Source organism: Bilophila sp. 4_1_30, assembly GCF_000224655.1.
GTDB lineage: Bacteria > Desulfobacterota > Desulfovibrionia > Desulfovibrionales > Desulfovibrionaceae > Bilophila > Bilophila wadsworthia.
Window position 1 is genome coordinate 310,476 of the sequence record NZ_JH114233.1, and the last position, 18,539, is coordinate 329,014.

Genomic DNA, 18,539 nt, shown 5'->3' on the forward strand with positions numbered 1-18,539 from the left:
GTCAAGCCAGCGTGTGTAGGGTGGGTAGGTTTCGCTGATGTTCGCGCCCCAGAGCACGAGGGTCTTCGCGTTGACGATCTCGTTGACCGTGGTGGTGGAGGTGTTCGCGCCGAGCAACATGCCGAGCACGTTGGACGCCGTGCTGATGCAGACTTCACCGGCGGGCATGACGTTGACCCCGCCCGCCGTACGCATGGTCATGAGCGCAGCGAGTTCGCTTTCGCGGCAATCCCACAGGGGGGAGGTGAGGGCAAGGCGCTCGGCAATCTTGTCGCCGTGCTTGGCGCGGCTCTGGCGCAGCTTGTCCACGACGATGTCCACGGCCTCGGCGTAGGAGATGGTTTTCCATTCCGAGCCCTGCTTGAGCATGGGCTGCACGAGGCGGTAGGGGCTGTTGAGCAGCTCGACGATGGACAGGCCCTTGGGGCACATGGCCCCGCCGGTCCAGCGGTTGCCGCGATCGCCGATGAGTTCGAGGATTTTGCCGTTGCGCACGCGCGCGTGGTAGGTGCAGCGGACCTGACAGAAAGGGCAGTAGCCCTTCACCAAATCGCTTTTGGGAGCGGCCGTTCCGGCGGGAGCCTGCGCCGCATGGACCGGCAGACTCCCGAGGGCCGTGCCCCCGGCGATCGCCGCCATGCCGTATTGAAGGAAATGTCTTCGGGAGAATGTGTTGGACATGGGTGCTCCGTCCTTGGAACGCCGCGCGCCACGCGAGGCCGTTCGTATACAGATCCGTGCTGCGGGAAAAAATCACCGGATGGAGCGACTATGCGGAAAGTTTGTAAAAAAAAGTTCAACGTTTTGTAAAAGTTTTGTAAAAGTCTATCATGATGTTATTACAGGATAAAAATGATTGAATCGGATCTCGTCAAAGACCCTTCCTCACAAACGGCGCAAGAGCTCACTCTCAACGGAGAGTGAGCTTTTCATGAAAAAAGGAGGAGCGTATGGATGATTCCGATGAAAAAAGAAAGTAAAACAATCTGTTTCAACGATTTTGCACAAGCGGTTTCCTGTTTGGATGATACAGAGGTAGGGTTATTTGTCACAAGCCTTGAGCGTAATGGAGACGGTGAATCCCTTGGGGTATTGATTGTAATAGTGCAGCTCGCCCCCGCAGGCTTCCACGCAATGCTTGACGATGGACATGCCGAGCCCGGAGCCGCCGGGATATTTCTTTGCTTGTTCGCCCCGGAAGAACGGTTCGGTGATGTGCTCCATTTCCTCGGCGGGGACGCCGGGGCCGCTGTCGCGGATTTCCACGCACACACGGTCCCCCTGCGGCCTTGCGGCAATGGCGATGGGGCCGTCTTCCCCGGCATAACGCACGGCGTTGCGCACCACGTTGGCGAGCGCCCGTCCGAGGCAGCTTGCGTCCGCCCAGACCTTGAGCCCCTCGTCGACGCTCAGGCGCACGTCGCGGTCCCGGGCCTCGCGGCGTGTCACATACTGGAGCAGCGGCGCGAGGGATACGGCCTCACGGGCAGGTGACTCCGGAATGGCCTCGGAACGCATGAAGCTCAGCACATCCTCGACCAGCAGGGAAAGCTGCTCCACCTCGTCGCTGATTTCCTGTACGCGCTGCTGGTTTTTCTCGTCCACACGGCTGTCCAGCACGGCGAGCCCGAGCTTGATCCGGGCCAGCGGCGAATCCAGCTCATGGGCGATGTGCCGGATGAAGCGGCGCTGCCCGTGGACCTGCTGTTTGACCTTTTCCGCCATGATGCCAGTGGCCTTGGCGAGGCAGCCGATCTGGTCCCCGCGCCCTTCGCCCACGGCCTTGAGGCTGATGGGCGAATCGTCGGAGAGCGAACTGTAATCGCCCGCCGCGATCCGCTCGGTCACTTTGGTCATGAGGATGATGGGCTTGGTGAGATGGCGCACGAAGGGCCACCACCACAGGAACGACAGACCGAGCCCGGACAGGAGCAGGGCCACGGCGAGGCGCAGTTCGAAGAAGTGCCCGTTTCCGGTGATGGACGGCGAAGACGCCGCGAGCAGCACGTAGCGGACAACGCCTTCGTCGTTGGAGACAAGGATGGTGCGGGCGTACCAGTATTGGGCGGGATCGCCGTCGCGCATGAAAATGACGTATTGTTGCGGGAGGATGCCCGCTTCAAGTTCCACGGCGGGCGTGATCGTGCTGAACGCGCCCGAATCGGGTTCGGCGCACAGGGAGTAGGGAGGGCGGGGAATGGTGCGGGCCGCCTCCACAACTCTTGGAGGCAGGCCGCCCGCAGCAAGCGGAGGGTCCATATCGTCGAGGATCAGGATGCCGAAATGGAGGCCGCACTCCCTGCCGCACTCCTCAAGGACCGAAGCCCATTGGTTTTCGGGTTTGTATTGCAGCTCCACGGAGGTCATGCGGAACGTGGAGGCGATACTGCCGTTGAACAGCATGGGCGAGTACAGATTGTTGTTGAACAGCAGCACCCCGCCGATAAACAGGGCTGTGATGACGCCGAGCAGGACGAGGTTGAGCATCGCCCAAGTGAAGAATTTCTGGTACAGTCCCACGCGCATGGTTTTTTCTCCTGAATGGAGGCTTGTTCGCCGGATTTTCTCGACTTCCACCGAGGGGCGCTGCCCCTTCGGAACCCCGTAAAGGGGCAGCGCCCCCTTGACCCGGCGGCTCCGCGCCGAAGCGGACGCTTGGCGGAGAGGCAAAGGACGTGGGAATGGCTCCCTGCCTTTGGGTATGCAAAGAAAAAGAATTCTCGGAACGGGTAGCGGAATGTTTTCCGCTTGTTGTTTAGAATTCGGGTCAGGCCTCTTCGGGAAGCAGGGTATAGCCCATTCCGCGTATTGTCTTCAAATAGGCCGGGTTATGGGGATCGTCTCCGAGTTTGCGCCGGAGCGTGGAGATGTGCATGTCCACGGAACGGTCATACCGGCTGAATTCGCGGCCCACGGCAAGCTCAAGCAGGTTCTCGCGGGTGAAGACCCGTCCCGGATGGGCCGCCATGCCGAACAGGATGCGGAATTCCAGCGCGGTGAGATCCATCGGGACGCCGTCCATGCGCGCCTTCATGGACTTGCGGTCCATCCACAATCCGCGCACCCGGACCACGCCGTCCTCTTCGGGCTCCTTCCGCTCCGCCTGTACGGGCTGCGCCCGACGGAGCACGGCCCGCACCCGCGCCAGCAGCTCGCGCGGGGAAAAGGCTTTGGGCACATAGTCGTCCGCGCCCATCTCAAGCCCCACAATCCGGCTGGCTTCCTCATCCTGCGCGGAGAAGATGACAATGGGCGTGGAGCCGATTTCCCGCAAGCGCCGCAGCACGTCAAGGCCGTCCATATCCGGCAGCATCATGTCCAGCAGGATCACGTCGTATTCGTTCGCAACGGCTTTTTCCAGCCCGGACGAAGCGTCCTCGGCAACGTCGAGCGAGAACCCAAATCCTTCAAGGTAGTCCCGCAGCAGACCGCACAGCTTGGCGTCGTCATCGACGAGGAGCGCGGAAATCTGCGAATGTTTGATGGTGGACATGCATCCTCCTTTGGATGGGGCAGCCGTTGGGCGGGGACGTATTGGGGGATACCCTCGCAAGGCATCTTTCAAATGCGGCGAGCGGATATCCGTGCTCGGTGTCACACTGGTTTGTTCTTTTTTATTTATACAAATAATACAGTGTATTAATGCATAAAGTCTATGTTGTGAACGTTGGCGTTAGACGTATTATTCCGTCAAACCGGAGCGTTTGACAAGGCGTTTCGCGGCCTTTTGTCGACAGATGACGGCATGTCGTGGTTTTTCTTCACAAACTGCCAAGGAGTGCAGAGGAACCCGCCATGCCCCCCAAGGGGAAGCCCCGCATATGGTGTGGAATGCCGATTCCGGTCAGGGTTGGGTTCTTGCCTGGTGAGGAGGGCAGGCCGCCGGGAAAAGGCACGACGGCTCATCGTCTTGCCGTTGTTCCATGTATTGGAAGGCGAAGGCGCCCCTTCCCGATACGTGCCGGGAAGGGGCGCTGGGGAGGTCTGTTCAACCGTCCGACAGGATTTTTTAGCCGTTATCCTTATCTAGCGGAAAAACCCAAGATACCCCGCCAAGGCGATTCCCGCGAGGGCAACGAGCATCCATTTGAGCTTGCTGATCCGTAGCGCTTTGATGAGCACGGCCTGTTCTTCGAGGGCCTCCCTTTCCGTTTGCCGCATATTGTAGGTACGGATCAGTTGCTCCCGGACGTAGGCTCCGGCGCTGGTAGGCGTTGTCGTGCAGAAATCCGCTATGATGTCCGCATACGTCAGGTTGCCGTAGTGCCCGAGGCCGGTGATCCTGTGCGCCGCTTTGCGCGCAAGGGCCTTGACGACGTCGTCGTGCTGGAATGTGGTGAACTCGGCATCGTCTCCGCCTCCGCGTATCAGTACGACGACATTGCCGCTTGCCTGATCTATCGCCCGGGCTATGGCGGACGGATCCGTCATGGCGGTCGGCAGGGATTCCACGTTGACGCTTTTCAGATCAAGTTCGTTCTTGAAGTCGGCGAAGACGTTGGCGGCATGGGATTTGGAATGGATCACGGAGATGGCGGTTGCCCGTTTCGGAAAGGGTATCCTTTTAAAGCCGAGTTCCTTGAGATGGCTGATCGTCCCTTCAACATTCTTTACGGGCTCTGGGCCGCGTCCTCCCGCGGAAGCCTCAATGACCGAGGCCGCATGGACATGGAGTTTGAAGAGGACGACGGATTTCTTCAAGTACACCGCCGGAATGCCGAGAACATCAACGCGATCCCCCGGCCGTATGCCGCCGCTTTGAATGACCTCAAGCGGCAGATCCACACAGATGCTTTTTCCCCCGTCAGCGAGCTCAATGCCGTAATGGACGCCATTCCAAAATGTCCTTTTGGCGGTCCAATCTCCGATGATCCCCTGTGTCCTGAAGACACAGCTGGAATCATCTACGGCATTTTTAAGGGCCGCCCCCGCGATGTCCTCGAAAACGGAACTCAGACGGGCAACGGACAATGACGGCATAGCGGGCATTGGCATAGCGGATTCTCCAGAAGGCGTTACGAAAAGTTCAGCATGGTTTCCCGGTCGAGTCAATCGGCATGGATGGGAAAACCTCCACCTTCTGCGGCGTATGCTGTAGGCATGGGAGTTGCCGCCAAAGACAAAGCTCATCCGAGGATGCGCCCTTAACGGCGTACTGTCCATGTCCGAGTGAGGAAGAAAGAGCCCTGTCCGCAGCGAATTGCCGCGTCGATTTCTTCTCGAAGCGGACGGGGAGGGCTATTGGGAGGGACGGGGAGGAACGCTGCGGACAGGATTCGACACGCAGAAAAGCCTTTGGAAAGGGGCGCGCGAACCGCTCCGGCAAGCCAGGGGAAGGGGCTTTCCTCAGAAAAATTCCCCTTCCCCAATGCCTCCGTGCCGTTTCAAAAGGAATATGCTCTAGAGATCCACGGGTTCGGGTTCTTCCTGAGCGGCACAGGCGAACAGGGCGTTGCTGGTTTCGTTCGTCGCCTCATCCGGGTTGGTGCACAGGCAAACCGCTACCATGACCAGCGCGTTCAGAATCATGGCGACAAATCCCTGATTCAGGCCCCAGAAGGTCACGTGCGTTTCCGTGAGGACGACGACGGCGACCACGCCCGTCAGCAGGCCGGCGAATACGCCCGTCCGGGTGGCCCCGCGCCAGAAGAACGTTGCCAGCGCCATCGGGAAACATTGGGTCGCCCAGAAGTACGCGATGTTGATGACTCCGAGCATCAGGTTGGGCAGCATCACCGCCAATACCACGCTGATCAGGAGAGACGCCCCTGTAGCCATATTCGTTACGAGGACGGCCTGCTTCTGAGACACGGAAGATCGGAACACGCCCCAGATGTTGCGGCTGAAAATCCCGCCCAGATTGAGGGCGCTTACCGCAATGACGAGGATGCAGGTCAGCGCGCCGCCCGCCGCCACCATGCCTACCGTCCATTCGGGCAGGTTGGCTGCGGCCAGCGCCATGAACGACGAGTCCGGATCATTCAGGTTCGGCACCGTCACCAGCACGAAGTACGCCGCCACAATCAGGAACGGGTACATGAACATGTACAACGGCATGATGATCTGGTTGCGCCGGATGGTGTCCTCCGATTTTGCAGTGAATATGAACTGGTACTGGAGCGGCGTCACGCAAAAGCCGAGCGCCTGAAAGATGATGGTCGAGAAGACGAATGTGGCGTTTTTGGTGATGGGCTCCGCGTCGATAACGACTTTATCCGGGAAATGGGCGATGGCCATATCGAAGATGCCCGAGATCCCGCCCGGCATGTTGTGGATGGCGACGAGCCCGCCGGAAACGATGGCCGCCATCATGAGGATATCCTTCATGATGCTGATCCATGCCGGGGCGCGGATGCCCGCCACTGCGATATAGAGGTAGGCGATCGCCGCGGAGATCCCGATGCCCACGGTGTAGCTGATGTCCCAGCCGATGTAGCGCAGGATGGTGGCCAGCCCCGCGAACTGCATCTGCATCCACGGCAGCAGGAACACGATGCAGATCACGGCGACGAGCACTTCCAGCGCCTTGCTCCCGTAGCGCCAACGGAAGCAGTCCGGCATGGTCATGGCGCCCGAAATCTTGCCCATGCGCCAGATCGCCGGGTTCATGAAATAGCCTACCACGAAGCCGAGCAGGATATAGCCGAGGAACCACAGCGAATAGCTGATGCCCTTGGAGTAGATGGCGCCCGGTACGCCGATCATGGTGCCGATGCCGTAGGTTTCGCCTACGGTGACGAAAAAGACCATGAATGCGCCGAAAGAGCGCCCCGCGACCATGACGTCATCCATCGAATTGGCAATGACGCCGCGTTTCGCCATAAAAGCCAGTACCACTGAAAAAGCCATAAGGGCTATGAAAACGAGAGCGGTCATGATGCATTCTCCTTCGGTGCGCGAGAAGAGGAAGCCCGTTTCTTGTTCCTGTCGGACTGGGGATCAAGGAGCCAGCCGATGCACATGCTGGCCGATACAAGGAAAAAACAGGCAAAAATCCAGGCGTAGATGAAAGGAAATCCCAAAATGCGCGGTTCCACACGGTTATAGAAGCCGAAACAGCCGATAACGAGCGCAAGGGGGATGAACAGGGAGAAGATATAGGTGGGGATTCTTGATTGCATGTGTCGCCTCACGGGGTTGAGAGTGGTACGCCCTGTTCAGGCGTGTAGACGGGCTCTCCGCTCCCTTTCGGGTGCCGTTCAACGGGTGCAAGGGAAGGGCAGCCTTATCCGCGAAGGCCCCCTCCCGGCCCATACGCTGGACGCGACAGGAGGAATGCTTGGCATGGCTCTTTGCAACTTGCCCGCACGCTATCCCTGGGAAAGGGAAGGCTCGGGAGGCCCGCACGCGGGGTGCACAGACGACGAAGGGAAGGGGATCAAAGGGAAGGTGGGGGAAGGGGGAAGGGCAGGAGGCCGCGCCATGAAGGGCGGGGGCACTCGGGGATGAGAGAACACAGGCGGCCCTGCGTCAGAGGAGGGACAGGGGGGAGAGGTGGACGCCGCCAGATGTGTGCCCTGGTCCGGCGGCGGAGCTTTTGACTTGAAGGATGGAACATCCTCGTCGGAACCCGGAGGGCATACCTCCTGTATGAGGAGAGGCTGGATGTATTCCGGCGCATCGAAACGGGCCGACCCGTTTGTTGGGTGCACGGGAAAAACGCGCGCAAATCCCCCCGCCCCCAGCAAGAGGGCGAGCAAAACAATGGAATGGAGGGGGATGCCGTAACGCTTGTTCATGATTTTTCCGTGCAACCCGTTTTGATATATAAAGAGAATAGAAAGATGGGCTATAGGGGTCAAGAAGAAAATGGATGCATTGTCCAAACGGTACCCAGGCCGTGACACTATAACAAGGAAAGATCGACCATTTGTGGCACAGCTTTCTTGAGCGAACGGGCTCCGGGTAAACACGGAGCCTCAGAAGAACCATCTGCAACTCCGTAAAACGATGTGGGAAAGGCCGTTCAAGACCTTTTTTGCTATGAAAATATTTGGGAACAGGAGAAAAACGGATTTGTTCAGCGCCTGATGAGGAAAAAGATGCCGTTTTTGAGAGGATATGCCGTTCCTTTCAAATTCGGGGAGAGCCTTTCTTTGTTGCAGAGATACGGTATTGCCGTTGCATAGTGATTCCGGGATGCATCCGTTCATGGAAGCGATATGGCGTTTTGATACTATCACGTTATATTGGCAGCTCGAACAAATGGCCAAACGCGACTGCGTCGAGATACGTGAGCGATGCAAACGCCAACTCTCCCAAGAAGGCCGGGATGCGCAAAAAGAGGGGCGCAGAGGGTTCCAGCAGTCTTTCCTGCACGGTAAAAAAATGTGGTAAAACAAAACAAACCGTGTATACTGTGACCGTATTTTACAATAACAGAAAGATGATAGGTTCAAGAACGAATGCGCGCCCCCAAAAGGGGTAAGCGTTGCTCCGCCGCTTTCCCCGGTTTTGAGGGCGGCTCATTGTCCATCAGGAGAGTTCCATGAAGAAGTGGCTTTTGGCGACGCGGCCTTGGTCGTTCACCGCGTCCGTGATTCCTCTGACGCTCGGGGCGGCGCTGGCGTGGGCCTCGGATGCCGCTCATGCCGGGCTGTTCCTGCTCACGCTTTTGGGCGGCGTCGCGGTTCAGACGGGCACGAATATGCTGAACACCTATGGCGACTACCGGAGCGGCGTGGATACCGAAGCTTCCGCCCACGGCGAATCGCCCATCCTCCTCGGCCTTATCAGCCCCGAAGCCATGCGGCGGGGCGGCCTCATCGCCTTGTGCGCGGCCTTTGCCGTGGGCATCGTGCTCGGGTTCGCCTGCGGCTGGCCGATCCTCGCCTTCGGCCTCGTGGGGATTGCGGGCGGCTACGGCTACACCAGCGGCTTCTGGCCTTACAAATACCATGCCTGCGGCCCGATTATGGTGTTCCTGCTCATGGGGCCGCTCATGGCGCTTCCCGCCTACTACATCCAGGGAGGCTCCCTTGACTGGCGGCCCTTTCTCGCCTCCCTGCCTATTGCGTGCCTCGTCACCAGCATCATGCACGCCAACGACATCCGCGACATCGCGCACGACCGCGAGGCCGGGATCACGACTCTCGCCATGTTGCTGGGCCGCAGGAAAGCCCTGTACCTGTACGCGGCCCTGTGCGTAGGCGCGTACGGCGTCCTGCTGCTTCTCGCCGCATTCGGCGTTTTGCCGCTTTCCGGATTGTTGCCTTTCGTGCTCGCGCCGGGATTGTGGCGTACGCTGCGGACGCTCGGGACCCGGCCTCTGCCCGAATCCGAACTCGTATCGCTGGACGGCGTATCCGCGAGGCACCATTTCCTGTTCGGGCTGCTGCTCATTGCCGGAATACTGCTGCCGCGGGGCCTTGAACTGGCGCAGGGCCTGATCAGGGGGATATTCGCATGACGCCGCGCATTCCCACAGCGGGACAGGTGTGCGGCACGCTGGCACTGGCCGCGTTCTTCTGGTGGGTGAATTTCGGCCTGCACTGGGTCAATTTCTGGATCGGCATGGGTACGGCGGCCTCGGTGCTGGCCCTGCTCTCGTTTTGGTTCGCGGGCGTTCCGATGAAACGGACGGAGTGGACCGGGCGGGCCGTGCTTATCGGCCTCGTTTCGGCGGCACTCCTCTATGCGATCTTCGCGCTCGGCAATACGCTTTCCGGCTGGCTGTTCCGCTTTGCGCCGCATCAGGTATCGGCCATCTACGATATCCGCCATGAAGGTTCGCCGCTCGCTATGGCGCTGGTACTGCTTTTCATCACCAGCCCCGCCGAGGAGGTTTTCTGGCGCGGCTTCGTCCAGCGCTGGTTCACGCACCGTTTCGGCGGAAAGGCCGGATGGCTCCTTGCGGTGTGCGTTTACGCGGGGGTCCACATTTTTTCAGGGAACCTCATGCTGGTCATGGCCGCCCTGACGGCGGGGCTGTTCTGGGGCTGGCTCTACTGGAAAACCGACAGCCTCGTCCCCTGCATCCTTTCCCATGCTTTCTGGACGGTCGCCGTGTTCATCCTCTGGCCCCTGACGCCGGGCGTCTGAGGGGGCCGGAAAAGGGTGTTGCCCATAAAAAAGGCGGGGTTGCTCCCCGCCTTTTGGTGCCGTTTGTTTACAGCGCCTTGAGCAGCATCCTGATGCCGACGACGATGAGCAGGAGGGCGAAGCATTTCTTAAGTTTGGGGACCGGAAGGGTCTGGGCGAGGCGCGCACCCAGCGGAGCGGTGAACATGCTGACGATGACGATGCCGAACAGGCTCGGAAGGTAAATGTAGCCGAAGGAATAGGGCGGCAGGTTCGCGGCGTTCCAGCCGTTCACGATGTAGCCGAAGCATCCGGCAAGGGCGATGGGAAAGCCGATGGCCGCCGAGGTGCCGATGGCTTTGCGCATGTCCAGATTGTTCCAGAGCAGGAAGGGCACGGAGAGCGTGCCGCCGCCGATGCCCACGAGGCTCGAAACCACGCCGATGATCCCGCCCGCGACGCTCATGCCTCCGAGACCGGGCAGGTGGCGGGACGGTTTGGGCTTTTTGCCGCTGAGCATCTGGGTGATCACGAAGAAGAGGAAGGCTACGAAAAAGAGCTGAAGGAACCGCGCCGGAACGTGGGAAGCCAGGAACGACCCGCAGAACGTGCCGATCAGGATGCCGGGGGTGATGTTCCGTACGGCATCCCACTGGACGCCCTTGTTGCGGCTGTGGGCCAGCGAGCTGGAAATCGATGTGAACATGATGCTGCCCATCGACGTCCCGAGGGCCATGAGCATGAGTACGTCCGGCGGGAAGTTTTGCCAGCCGAACGCAAACACGAGCATGGGCACGATGACGATGCCCCCGCCCACGCCGAGAAGCCCGGCCAGAACGCCCGCAATAGCCCCGAGCAAACAGTAAACAACCAGTGAAATCAGCATGTCAGTCCCTCACGGTGGCGAAAAGGTGTTTGTGGATAACCGTATCGATATGCTCTTCGAGGGCCTTGCGGCTGTCTTCCGGGGACCGCCGCTCAAGCGCGTCGATGATGCGCAGGTGGGAGGAAACCGAGAACTGGCGCCACGGCGTGTCCCGCAGCTCCGGGGTGCGCCCCTTGGCGTAGATGCGGTTCAGCCGGGCGACGGTGTCTATGAGCAGTTTGTTGCCCGTGCATTCGGCGAGGGCGAGGTGGAATCTGGCGTCGAGATCGCCGTCGTTCTCGCCGACGAGCAGGCGGCGCTGCTGATCGCAGGCGATGATCTTGAGGCGGTCAAGCTGTTCGGATGTATGGCGCACGGCAGCGATTTCCGCAATGCCCGGCTCCACGATGCGGCGGTATTCCGTCACCTCGTCGAACATCAGGCCCTCGGAATCCACGGCTTCAAGGATGGCCTCCTTGAGCGGCTCTATGTCGGGCACGCGGACATACGTCCCGTCCCCTTGCCTGCTTTCGAGGAGCCCTTTTTCGGCAAGGGCACGGATGGCTTCGCGGACGCTGCTGCGGGAAACGCCGAAGGATTCGGCAAGGGCCCGTTCCGGGGGCAGTTTGTCCCCGTCGCGGAAATGGCCTTCCTCCATGAATTGCCGGAGGCGTTCCGTGAGCTTCTGATAGCTCCGGCGCGGACGCCCGGCGGAAGAGTCTGTTTTGGGCATGATGCATTCCTCACTGAATTGGTAAGGCCAATATGACCATTGAAAGATTCTGTCAACCGTAAATAGACCACTCAGACCATTCTTGTTGCTTTTGCCCCAAAAAATTGGAATAGGGAAAAGAGTATAAAATACACTGTGATATACAGATAAAACCGGAAGAGGGCAGATGCGCGCGCGATGGAAAAGGTCTCTCCGCATAAGATCGTCCAGAATCGGCGTATGGCGTCACATCAAGCCATTTATGCCGTTGTTTCAACTTATTGAGAGGTATCCTCTCGGAATCGAGTGTGCAAGCAAAAAATGTGTTGCGCTTTATGATGGACTGATATTCTTTTTTTCACAACGGGTCATTAAGTTCATATTGGGTGAAAACGGATGGATACATGGACCTGTGCGCGGTATATGCTGAAAGGCACTGTATGGAGCCCATGTTGGATGCGGAAAAATGTCTCGGATGCCACTGTATGCCCGTACATTTCCCCACAGTGCGGAATTGGTCGGTTTTGTGCAAGCGGTAAATGGTCGGTATTGGGTCGGTATTGGTATGGAACGGAAACGATACCTTGCTTGCGGTTGCGGAAGGGGCCGAATGGGGACTGGCGCGGATTACCTTTTGAATGATATACCATTCCAAGAATCGTCCAGTCGAATGATAGATTTTTATTCATAATTTATAATATGTTATACTGTCAAAGGATTGCGTTTGGGTCAGGGGATTCTCATTTCGAAAGGCTCTAAGCCGTTTCATGTGAAATGTGCTTGAGAACCGGAAATCCACTTCAAAGCGCAGTAAAAAGGCCGTCTGAAACGGCCTTTCGGAGTTGGTCAGGTTATCGGGGGCGGCCATGCTGGAACACATCATTAAGGCAGCCGGACTTTTTGCGTCCAGCGCGTCACGGCGCGGCAGACGTCATCGCCCGAGTCGGTGCGGCGGATCACATGCAGCAGGCCATGCGGCGCTTGCGGGAACCCGTCAGGCGCGGTGGCGTCGGTTTCGTCGGGCAGGGGGACGCATTGTGAGGTGAGCGCATCGCCGGGGAAGCATTCGGCGCGGAATGTCACGTCCAGCAGGGACGGGATGAGGCTTTCACCGGGGGACCACGGCAGACACTCAAGCAACCAGCCAAGATACTTTGAGTTATTGACATGTCCGTTGATGTCGAGGTCGTCGCGCCGTACCAGCACGTCGGCGCTGCCTATCCCCTCGCGCAACCGTGGGATGGTACGGGACGGGAAGGGGATGCAAGGAATCGTGTTCACGGGATAGACGGCGGCAAGCTCTTCGGGCAGGGCCGTCAGGCGGCGGGTGGTGAGATCCAGCACCGTCCACGCGCTCACGGCGGCGACGGTCAGTTCACCGGAAGCGTTGTACACTTCATATCCTCTGTGCCCCAGATGTTCGAGCTTCGCGGGCCACGTGCGGATGTTCACCTTGTCGCCGGGCGAGGGCAGATCCTTGATACGAAAGGTCATCCGGGTGAGTATCCACGCCTTCCCTTCCGCGAAAAGCCGCTCGTCGCCGAAACCGAGGGCCGAGGCGTTGTGTCCGGCCGCCTCCTGAAACCAGTTCGCCAACGCACCGAGGCGTATCTTGCCGTCGGTCCCCGCTTCGCCGTAACGGGCTTGAATGCCTAGAGTATATTCGGGATAATCCAACATATGTTTCTCCGGGGGAAAAAGAGTACTTCCTGCCTGTAGCACGCCCGTAGCGCTTTCGTCCAGAACATGGCCTCCGGTTTGCCTAACCGTTGCGGCCCGGTCACCTTGGTGCCGGGTGCTGTACGGCGGGATTCACTGTGCCGCGTGCCGCTTGCGTATAAAATACCCGTTTCAGCCGGAGCGGCGCTTCCTGTATTCCCCATGTTATATAGACAGGCGTTTCCGGGTGACGTATATTGGTACAAACATTTGTAAGGAGAGATTTGCCATGTCTGATCGTGAAACCCGCAAGGCCAACGTCGTTGAAGCGCTGAACAAGGCGCGGAGCATGGAACTACATGCGATTCATCAATACATGAACCAGCATTACAACCTGGACGACATGGACTATGGCGAACTGGCCGCGAATATGAAACTCATCGCCATCGATGAAATGCGCCACTGCGAAATGTTCGCCGAGCGCATCAAAGAACTCGGCGGCGAGCCTACTTCCGAAGTTGCCGGGAAGGTGATCAAGGGACAGGAAGTCAAAGCGATTTACAGCAGCGACAGCGACAGTGAAGACGACACCATCTTCGTGTACAACGAGCTTCGCAAAGTCTGTGTGGACAACGGCGATATCCTGACCGCCAAACTGTTTGAAACGATCATCGGCGAAGAGCAGATTCACTTGAATTATTTCGATAATATCAGCGATCACATCGAAACCCTCGGCGATACCTTCCTCTCCAAGATCGCCGGTACGCCGTCTTCGACCGGCGGGACCACCAAGGGCTTCGCCATCGCTCCCGCCGCCGCGAACTAGAGCGGGTACACTTGAAAAGTTAGAGACACCGGGAAAGGGGCTTTCTTCAGCAAAGCCCCTTTCCCAAAATCTGTCAGCGCGGCTCGCGTCTCTCCCTTTCCAAAGACTTTCGACGTTATCGGATCTGTGCTCGCAGGCTTTTCCGGCACAGATTGTCTTCCATGCCGGCCTGAGAACGAATGCCCCCGTTGGAGTGGTTTCTTGTGCATTCCGCGCGAAAAAACGGTTCCGCATCCGGCTACGCCGCGTGTGGAACCGTTTTTTTGTCTTGATACCGTCCGTGCCTTCCCGGCAAGAGAGGTTATCTTCCTTCGGTGAATGTTTCTTCACTCCAGATTTCGAGTCCTGCCTCACGGGCCATGCGGGCGAAAACGCCTTCGCCGGGCACGTGGGTTCCGGTAAAGGAGCCGTCATAAATTTCCCCGGATCCGCAGGAGGGCGACCGCGCCTTGAGGATCGCCGCTGTGCAGCCGTTTTCCAACGCCAGCCGCAAAGCTTCCTCCGCCCCACGGATAAAGGCACCGGTCACGTCCGTTCCATCCTTGGCGACAACACGCCCGTCCCTGATTTCCGAGGGCACGCGCGGCGTCGGAAGCCCCCCGAGGACTTCCGGGCACACCGGCAGGGCCTGCCCCGTGCGGACCAGCGCTTGTACCGCCGGACAAGGAGAGCAGCCTCCGTCATACCGGCAGGATTCACCCGCCAGACACGCGCTGACCACATACTGTTTGGACATGTTCGACTCCATCCTAACGCTCTCTTACTCTAACAGAATTCACGTACCAACCCGGCGGCGTGGGGAAAGGTCTGCCCCAGAACGTCGGGATCGGCCATTTCAAAATCCGCAAAATCAAATCCCGGAGCCACGGTACAGCCCACAAGCGCAAAATCGGAGCCTTCCGCCGGAGTAGCGCCGAACCAACAGCCGCCCGGGACGGTGTATTGGAGGTACTGGCCGTTGAGTACATCCTGCCCCAAAAGGATTTCTTCTGCGGTCCCATCCGGTCTGACTATCGCCAGCCGCAGGGGCGCTCCGAGATAAAAATGCCACATCTCGTCCTGTTTCAGCCGGTGCAGATGGGAATATTCTCCCCGGCGCAAGAGGAACAGGATGCCCGTGGAGAAGTTCCGCATCCCTCCGAAACAGGGCAGGGCTTCGGAGGAGATCGCTCCTTGGCTGCGATATGTTTCGGTGAAAAAACCGCCTTCAGGATGCGGGGACATGCTGAAATGCTCTACCAGTTTCTGAGGGTCCATCGTTTCTTCCTAGGCGTGTGTTTTGGAGGCAAGGTGCCGCGGTGCATGTGGGCCATGTGTACGCCATATCCGATCCGAAAGGCAATCGCCAGATCGCGGAGCGGATTGATTTTGAAATTGTATCTGTTTCAAGGATGTTGTCCTTTGGGAAAAGATTTTCCCGGAATCTAGGGGGCGTCACGTCCGCAGGGACGAAAACAACCCTCGCCGTCTCTTTGGAAGAGAGGTACGGCGAGGGTTCGGAATGGGCGTGCTCGCCGTCTCGGCATGGGAATTCATGCCCTGCTGCTATTCAACGTGCTGTGCCCGGTGGTTGTGCTTCTCTACGCCCGCACGGGGTTCGGCATTTGGGATCTGGCGGGACGGCCCCTGCGCTCCCTGCGTAAGATGGAGTGTCCATCTGAGGCAAATCGGAAAAAGGAAAAATGAAAGCCCGCTCCAGTTGCAGCGGGCTTTTTCATGCATCAGGCGCGGACAGTGCCGGGTCGCTTTTTTCATTGCGCCACTGTGCTACGATGCGTCTTTGGGCTTTTCCCCGTTCGCCTTTGCCCGCAATTTTTTCGCCTTGATAATCAGTTCGGGGCGGTATTCGAAATGCATGAGGTCGAAATGCTCCCACTTTCCGCCCCAGATGAAGCCGTTGTCCTCAAAGAGTGAGACGATGGCGGAGGGGAAGGTCTTCTGCAACGGATGCGGGCGGAGTTTGCTCCATTGCCAATACGGGCCCTTGTCGGGATTGAGATCCACCGCAATCCCGAAGCTGTGCGGGCTCAGGCGGTTCGTTTTGGCGATGGCGCGCCAGAAATAGCCGTAGATGGGCGAAAAATAGCTGTTCAGTTCGGGATCGGCGGGCCTGAGCCTCCACGCCGTGTCGATGCGCTGGAACGCTTCGGCGGCGGGGGCGGCAAGGCGCACCTTGATCTTGCCGCCGAACAGCGTACGGACGATTCCCCGTTCCACGGAACGCTGGTCCACCCCGTACAAAGCCTTGAGCAGAGGATAACAGCGGATGCGCCCCGGCTCCTCATCGGGCGCGAAATCCGGGCGCTCGGGTTCCAGCGGGTAAGGCTGGCGCATGGCGTCCTCAATATCCGCGTTTTCCAGCAGTTCCGCATGGCTTTTCATTTTCCCGTCATTATAGAGGAGACGTCCGCCGTTCTTGGTGAGGAACCACACATGCCCCGCGTCGTCGGTTTCCGTGCCCGTGATGAATCCGGGGTAGGCTTCTTGCAGACATTCAAGATCCAATTCGAGATCGCCGGCACAGGCCGGGATGGCCCAGAGCAGGCAGCAGAGGCAGAAGATCAGTTTGCGCATCGGTCGTTCCTTGAGGGGCTTTTCGCTCGGGCAGGGCGTTCTTCTCTGTTTTCCGGAATAGCGCCCGAGAGCGGTTCTACTGCGGAATGCCGGAAATGTCGAAGCCCGTATATTTTTTGCCAGGAACATTGGTTTTCCGGTACGTGCGAGGCGGCACGGCGGATTGTTGGGCGACGCGCCGGAACGGAAAAAATCTTTTGATGCTCAGATCATGCCGTTGCCTTTGGGGGATCTTTCTCGAATGGGCTCCGGCGCGCCCGGCAAGGCCGCTTTCGGACGCGCGCTTTCTGTTGACACCCGCGATTATTCTTTCTAGAGCGTTGAGAAATGCTGTTCGGAGGTCCTTATGAAAACACGCAGAGCTTTTATCCAGACGGGCGCAGTGGCCCTGTGCGGTCTCGCGGCGGCTCCGGCCCTCGCCAAGCCCCGGAAACCCAAGGACGCCGACTGGACCGAGACCTTCGACGTCATCGTCATCGGCAGCGGCCTCGCCGCGTTCGTGGCGGGCCTGTCGGCCCTTGAGAGCGGAGCCAAGCGCGTGGCCCTGCTCGAAAAAATGGGCATGATCGGCGGTTCCACGGCTATCAGCAACGGGACCATCTCCGTGCCCGGCAGCCCGCTCCAAAAGGCACAAGGCATTGAAGACTCTCCCGAAGCCATGCTCAAGGATCTGCTCAAGGCCGGGAAAGGCTTCTGTCATCCCGAGCTGACGAAGACCCTCGTGAGCAACGGCGTCGAGGCATTCGATTTTATTGTCAAACACGGCGCGAAATTCAAGGATACCTTGATGATGCCCGGCGGCATGACCGCCAAGCGCCTGCTTCAGCCCGACTACAACGGCGCGACGGGTCTATTGGCTCCCCTGCGCGAAAGCTATCTTAAGATGGGCGGCCAGCTCATCTTGTGCTGTAAGGTCGACCGGTTGCTGCTCGATCGTGATGGACGGGTCGAAGGCGTTGCGGCGCGTACGGATTACCATTTCAATACGCGGCTCAAATCGGACGATCTCGAGAACAAGGGCGGGACGCCCGTGCGCTACCGGGCGAAACGGGGCGTAATCTGCTGTACCGGCGGCTTTGAGGCGGATCGCGCCTTCCGGTCGCAGGAACTGCCGCAGTTTGACGGCGCGTTCACGACCGAGCATCCCGGCGCGACGGCTTCCGGGTATCGTATGCTTGCCGCCGCCGGGGCCCGCATGATCAACGGCACGCTGTACCGCCCGGCCTTCCCGTGCACGGACGAGCAGCCGCTCGGCATGATGATCGACCCTGCCACGGGCAAGCGGTTCGTGAGCGAAAGCGCGGATCGTGTGGCTATCTTCCACGCCGCAAGCAAGGTATTGGCCTCCAACGGGCGCCGGATGCCCTTGTCCATTCTTGACGGTGATGCCTACGAACTGGTGGAAAACAAGCACCGCATGGAAAAGAACGCCGTTGCGGGTTATGTGACCAAGCATGACAGCCTTGAAGATTTGGCGGAGCATTACAAGATTCCGCTGGATGCGCTCAAGGCGACCATTGAGGAATACAACGCGATGGCTGAAAAAGGCGAAGATACGGCTTTCAAGGCCGATTTCGCCAAAACCAAGAACAACAAGGTGGACAAGCCGCCGTACTATGCGGTGATGGTGAAGCCGAACCTGACCTACAGCCTTGCGGGGGCGCTCATCACGCCCAAGGCTGAAGTGGTGAGCGTGCTCGACGACGCGCCCATTCCCGGCCTTTACGCGGCGGGCGAGGCCACCTCGGGCGTTCACGGGGCCATGCGTCTTGGCGGTTGCGCCATTCTTGATTGCTGCGTGTTCGGTATGCTCGCCGGGCGCAACGTCATGGCGAAGAAGGTGTAGTGGATTGGGGGAAGAAAGTATTGGGAGGGGGGAGGGG

General features: G+C 59.0%; 17 protein-coding genes. 5 read left to right on the forward strand and 12 right to left on the reverse strand.

From position 1 onward, the window contains the following. The 4 genes from HMPREF0178_RS13400 to HMPREF0178_RS22625 form a co-directional block, all read right to left on the reverse strand. A partial coding sequence (locus HMPREF0178_RS13400) for a molybdopterin-dependent oxidoreductase (RefSeq protein ID WP_009368582.1) occupies positions 1 to 681 on the reverse strand: 681 nt, incomplete at its 3' end. Positions 682 to 1,041: 360 nt separating this feature from the next. Beyond that, complete coding sequence (locus HMPREF0178_RS13405) at positions 1,042 to 2,526, reverse strand: HAMP domain-containing sensor histidine kinase (RefSeq protein WP_009368583.1); 1,485 nt, start codon at positions 2,524 to 2,526, stop codon at positions 1,042 to 1,044. Between the two features lie 241 nt (positions 2,527 to 2,767). Beyond that, on the reverse strand, positions 2,768 to 3,493 hold the full coding sequence (locus HMPREF0178_RS13410; RefSeq protein WP_005024683.1) for a response regulator transcription factor: 726 nt from the start codon (positions 3,491 to 3,493) through the stop codon (positions 2,768 to 2,770). Positions 3,494 to 4,026: 533 nt separating this feature from the next. Beyond that, positions 4,027 to 4,707, reverse strand: coding sequence for an exodeoxyribonuclease VII large subunit (locus HMPREF0178_RS22625; RefSeq protein ID WP_255344679.1), 681 nt, complete (start codon positions 4,705 to 4,707; stop codon positions 4,027 to 4,029). On the opposite strand from HMPREF0178_RS22625, the gene HMPREF0178_RS22630 reads away from it, so the two are divergent. After that, on the forward strand, positions 4,663 to 4,974 hold the full coding sequence (locus tag HMPREF0178_RS22630) for a hypothetical protein (protein ID WP_232281279.1): 312 nt from the start codon (positions 4,663 to 4,665) through the stop codon (positions 4,972 to 4,974). The two genes, HMPREF0178_RS22625 and HMPREF0178_RS22630, sit on opposite strands and share 45 nt — an antisense overlap. A 426-nt stretch (positions 4,975 to 5,400) precedes the next feature. Here HMPREF0178_RS22630 and HMPREF0178_RS13420 read toward each other — a convergent pair whose 3' ends face one another. Then, positions 5,401 to 6,876 carry a sodium:solute symporter gene (locus tag HMPREF0178_RS13420; RefSeq protein ID WP_009368585.1) on the reverse strand — a complete coding sequence of 492 codons (1,476 nt, stop codon included), beginning with the start codon at positions 6,874 to 6,876 and terminating at the stop codon, positions 5,401 to 5,403. Beyond that, positions 6,873 to 7,121, reverse strand: coding sequence for a DUF3311 domain-containing protein (locus HMPREF0178_RS13425; RefSeq protein WP_005024680.1), 249 nt, complete (start codon positions 7,119 to 7,121; stop codon positions 6,873 to 6,875). Before HMPREF0178_RS13425 ends, HMPREF0178_RS13420 begins: the two co-directional genes overlap by 4 nt. A gap of 1,367 nt (positions 7,122 to 8,488) precedes the next feature. On the opposite strand from HMPREF0178_RS13425, the gene menA reads away from it, so the two are divergent. Together menA and HMPREF0178_RS13445 are read left to right on the forward strand one after the other, a co-directional pair. Beyond that, positions 8,489 to 9,409 (forward strand): 1,4-dihydroxy-2-naphthoate octaprenyltransferase, encoded by a 921-nt coding sequence (gene menA, locus HMPREF0178_RS13440; RefSeq protein ID WP_009368586.1) that lies wholly within the window; start codon positions 8,489 to 8,491, stop codon positions 9,407 to 9,409. Continuing rightward, positions 9,406 to 10,041: a CPBP family intramembrane glutamic endopeptidase gene (locus HMPREF0178_RS13445; RefSeq protein WP_009368587.1), complete on the forward strand. Its 636-nt coding sequence runs from the start codon at positions 9,406 to 9,408 to the stop codon at positions 10,039 to 10,041. Before menA ends, HMPREF0178_RS13445 begins: the two co-directional genes overlap by 4 nt. A 67-nt stretch (positions 10,042 to 10,108) precedes the next feature. Here HMPREF0178_RS13445 and HMPREF0178_RS13450 read toward each other — a convergent pair whose 3' ends face one another. The 3 genes from HMPREF0178_RS13450 to HMPREF0178_RS13460 form a co-directional block, all read right to left on the reverse strand. Then, complete coding sequence (locus tag HMPREF0178_RS13450; protein WP_009368588.1) at positions 10,109 to 10,906, reverse strand: sulfite exporter TauE/SafE family protein; 798 nt, start codon at positions 10,904 to 10,906, stop codon at positions 10,109 to 10,111. Between the two features lies 1 nt (position 10,907). Further along, on the reverse strand, positions 10,908 to 11,618 hold the full coding sequence (locus tag HMPREF0178_RS13455) for a FadR/GntR family transcriptional regulator (protein ID WP_005024675.1): 711 nt from the start codon (positions 11,616 to 11,618) through the stop codon (positions 10,908 to 10,910). An 861-nt stretch (positions 11,619 to 12,479) separates the two neighbouring features. After that, a complete protein-coding gene (locus HMPREF0178_RS13460) occupies positions 12,480 to 13,277 on the reverse strand; it encodes an acyl-[acyl-carrier-protein] thioesterase (protein WP_009368590.1) in 798 nt (265 codons plus the stop codon). Between the two features lie 268 nt (positions 13,278 to 13,545). Here HMPREF0178_RS13460 and HMPREF0178_RS13465 point away from each other — a divergent pair, with 268 nt between their 5' ends. Then, positions 13,546 to 14,082 (forward strand): ferritin-like domain-containing protein, encoded by a 537-nt coding sequence (locus HMPREF0178_RS13465; RefSeq protein ID WP_009368591.1) that lies wholly within the window; start codon positions 13,546 to 13,548, stop codon positions 14,080 to 14,082. Positions 14,083 to 14,383: 301 nt separating this feature from the next. Here the strand turns inward: HMPREF0178_RS13465 and HMPREF0178_RS13470 are convergent, their stop codons facing one another. From HMPREF0178_RS13470 to HMPREF0178_RS13480, 3 genes are all read right to left on the reverse strand, one after another. Continuing rightward, positions 14,384 to 14,818: a DUF523 domain-containing protein gene (locus tag HMPREF0178_RS13470; protein ID WP_009368592.1), complete on the reverse strand. Its 435-nt coding sequence runs from the start codon at positions 14,816 to 14,818 to the stop codon at positions 14,384 to 14,386. Positions 14,819 to 14,847: 29 nt separating this feature from the next. Further along, a complete protein-coding gene (locus tag HMPREF0178_RS13475) occupies positions 14,848 to 15,339 on the reverse strand; it encodes a cupin domain-containing protein (RefSeq protein ID WP_009368593.1) in 492 nt (163 codons plus the stop codon). A gap of 510 nt (positions 15,340 to 15,849) precedes the next feature. Next, a complete protein-coding gene (locus tag HMPREF0178_RS13480) occupies positions 15,850 to 16,656 on the reverse strand; it encodes a M15 family metallopeptidase (RefSeq protein ID WP_009368594.1) in 807 nt (268 codons plus the stop codon). A gap of 346 nt (positions 16,657 to 17,002) precedes the next feature. Between HMPREF0178_RS13480 and HMPREF0178_RS13485 the strand changes: the two genes are divergently transcribed. After that, positions 17,003 to 18,502 (forward strand): flavocytochrome c, encoded by a 1,500-nt coding sequence (locus HMPREF0178_RS13485; protein WP_009368595.1) that lies wholly within the window; start codon positions 17,003 to 17,005, stop codon positions 18,500 to 18,502. The last annotated feature ends 37 nt before the right edge of the window (positions 18,503 to 18,539 follow it).